At 76.1% G+C, this 2,865-nt stretch carries 1 protein-coding gene; it reads left to right on the forward strand.

Translation table 11 applies throughout. The annotated features are described in order from the left end of the window. Positions 1-54: 54 nt before the first annotated feature. On the forward strand, positions 55-2,865 hold a 2,811-nt coding region (locus V7793_RS36045; protein ID WP_336013896.1), incomplete at its 3' end, for a non-ribosomal peptide synthetase.

Here is a 2,865-nt window from a genome sequence, read left to right on the forward strand (position 1 = left end):
GCACGGGCCCACCCGGCCCCGGCCCGCACACCTCCCGACCCGGAAAGGTTGACCATGTTCGGACTCTCCACATCCCAGGAGATCGTCTGGCTGCACGAGCAGATGCTGCCCGGCAGTCGCGCCTACAACTTCACCGCCACCGTGGACCTGCGCGGCACCCTCGACGAGGCCGCGCTCCGGGAGGGGCTGGCGGCCGCGCTGGACCGGCACCCCGGTCTGCGCCTCGAGCTCGTCGACTCCCCCGGCGGCCTGCCCGGCCAGCGCGTGCGCGAGAACTGCGCGCCCCGGCTGCGTTCGGCCGACCTCAGCGGCGAGGCCGACCCCGAGGAGACGTTCGCGGCACTGCTGCGCACCGAGGCCGAGACGCCCCTGGACGTCCACGAGGCGCCGCTGCTGCGCTGGTGCCTCGTCCGGCTCGGTGCGGACCACCACCGCCTCGTCCACGTCGAGCACCATCTCGTCCACGACGGGCACTCGTTCGCGATCCTGCTGCACGACGTGTTCACCGTCTACCGGGCCCGCGTGCTGGGCGAGCAGGCGGTCCTGCCGCCGGCCGCCTCCTACACCGACCATGTCGAGGCCGCCGACAGCCCCGAGCGGGCGGCCCGGCGCGAGGCGGGCCTGGCGCACTGGCGGCGCGAGCTGGGCGACGCGTCGTTCGACCTGCCGCTGCCCGGTCTCACCCGGCCCGGGGCCCGGCGCCGGCACGCGGGCGGTCAGCTGCGGCAGGCCGTCGACGCCGCGCTCGCCGAGCGCCTGCGCGCCCACAGCCGCACCCAGGGCCACACCCCCTTCTCCACGCTCCTCGCGCTCTTCGCCGAACTCCTGCGCCGCCACAGCGGCCGTGCCGACCTCGTCGTCGGCACCGCGGTCGGCAACCGCCCCGAGGGCTTCGAGTCGGCCACCGGCATGTTCGTGAACACGATCCCGCTGCGGCTGCGCCTGGACCCGGCGGCCGGGGCGGAGGAGGCGGTGGACGAGGTCACGGACAGCCTGATCCGGGCCCTGCCGTACCAGGACGTCCCGGTGCAGGTGCTCACCCGCGAGCTCGGCCTGCACACGTCCGGCGCGGACAACCCGCTCTTCAGCGTCATGTTCAGCGCCCACGACGCGGCGCTGCCGGAGGTCGAGGTGCCGGGCCTGGAGGTCTCGCTGTTCGAGGGCTTCAACACCGGCACCACCCGCTTCGACCTCGACCTGGTGCTGCTGCCCGACGACCGGCGCACGGTCGGGCCGCGGCAGGGCCCCGCAGGCATGACGCTGGTCTGGGACTACGACCGGGACCTGTTCGACGAGGACGCCGCACAGCTGCTGGCGGATCGTTTCCTCGGCCTCGTACGGGCCTACCTGGAAGCTCCGGAGGCACCTCTCGCGGCGCTCGGCGTGCAGCCTGTCCCCGTACCGGAGCAGGCCCTCACCTCCGGGGCCTCGGACGCCCCCGACGCCGTGCTCGACCCCGTCACCCGTCACGACCCCGGCCTCCCCGCCCTCGTCAGCGGCGCCCGGAAGATCACCTACGGTGAACTCGACCGGCTCGTCGACGAGCTGGCCGCGCGCCTGCGCGCGGCGGGCGTCACCGCCGGTCAGCCCGTCGCGGCCGTCCTGCCGCGCGGCGTGGACACCGTCGTGACCCTGCTCGCGTGCCTGCGCATCCGCGCGGTCTACTGCCCGCTGTCCCCCAACGACCCGGCGAGCCGCCTGGAGACGCTGCTGCGGCGCCTGTCCCCGGCCCTGGTCCTGGCCGACCGCGAGAGCGCCCTCGCGCTGCCCGCGGCGGGCCTGCCGGTCCCGGTCGCGCTGCTCGACGCCGGCACCGCCTTCCCTCCCGCCGCGCCGGCCGCGTGCGTCGAGGGGGCGGCGTACGTCATCCACACGTCCGGTTCCACGGGCCTGCCCAAGGCCGTGGCGGTCGGCCGGGCCGCGCTCGCCCACCACGCGACGACGGTGGCCGGGCGCTTCGGGCTGCGCAGCGACGACAAGGTGCTGCTCTTCGCCCAGCCCTCGTTCGACGTGGCCCTGGAGGAGGTGCTGCCGTCCCTGCTGGCCGGTGCGTCCCTGGTCGTGCCGCAGCGGGAGGTCCCGACGGCGGCCGAGCTCATCGCCGTCCTGGCCGCCCGCCGGGTCAGCGTCGCCAACCTGCCGACGAGTTACCTCCTGGCCGTACGGGAGGAGCTGTGCGAGGCGCTCCGCGACGGGATGTGGGAGCCGCGGCTGCTGGTCGCCGGCGGGGAGCGGCTGCCGGCCGCCGCGCTGCGGGACGTCCTGGCCGCGACCGACGCGACGGTCCTCAACGCCTACGGGGTGACCGAGGCGGCCATCACCTCCACGGTCCACGAGGTGACCCGCGAGGGGACCGAAGGCCCCGGCGAGGGCGGCGAGGTGCCGCTGGGGACCGCGCTGCCGGGCGTCGGGGTGCACGTCCTGGACGCGGGTCTGCAGCCGCTGCCCGTGGGCGCGGTCGGCGAACTCGCCGTCTCCGGCGCGGGGCTCGCCGAGGGCTACCTCGGCGGCGGCGAGGCCGCGGCGGCCACCGCGGCCCGGTTCGTCACCGTGCCCGCGCTCGGCGGGGCGCGCGCCTACCTGACCGGCGACCTCGGCTACCGGGACCGCGACGGCCTGCTGTGGTTCCTCGGCCGCCGCGACAACCAGATCAAGCTGCGCGGCTACCGCATCGAGCTGGAGGAGATCGAGGCGGTGGCCTCCGAGGTGCTCGGCGGGCGCTCGTGCGCGGTCGTCCTCGGCCGGGACGCCACCGGCGGCCCCTGCCTGACCGGCTTCGTCGACGGCGGCGAGGAGCCCGACCAGGCCCTGCTGCACAAGGCGCTGTCCGAGCGGCTGCCCGCCGCGCTCGTCCCCGCGCGCTGG

The sequence above is a fragment of the Streptomyces sp. KLMMK genome, from assembly GCF_036961605.1.
GTDB lineage: Bacteria > Actinomycetota > Actinomycetes > Streptomycetales > Streptomycetaceae > Streptomyces > Streptomyces telluris.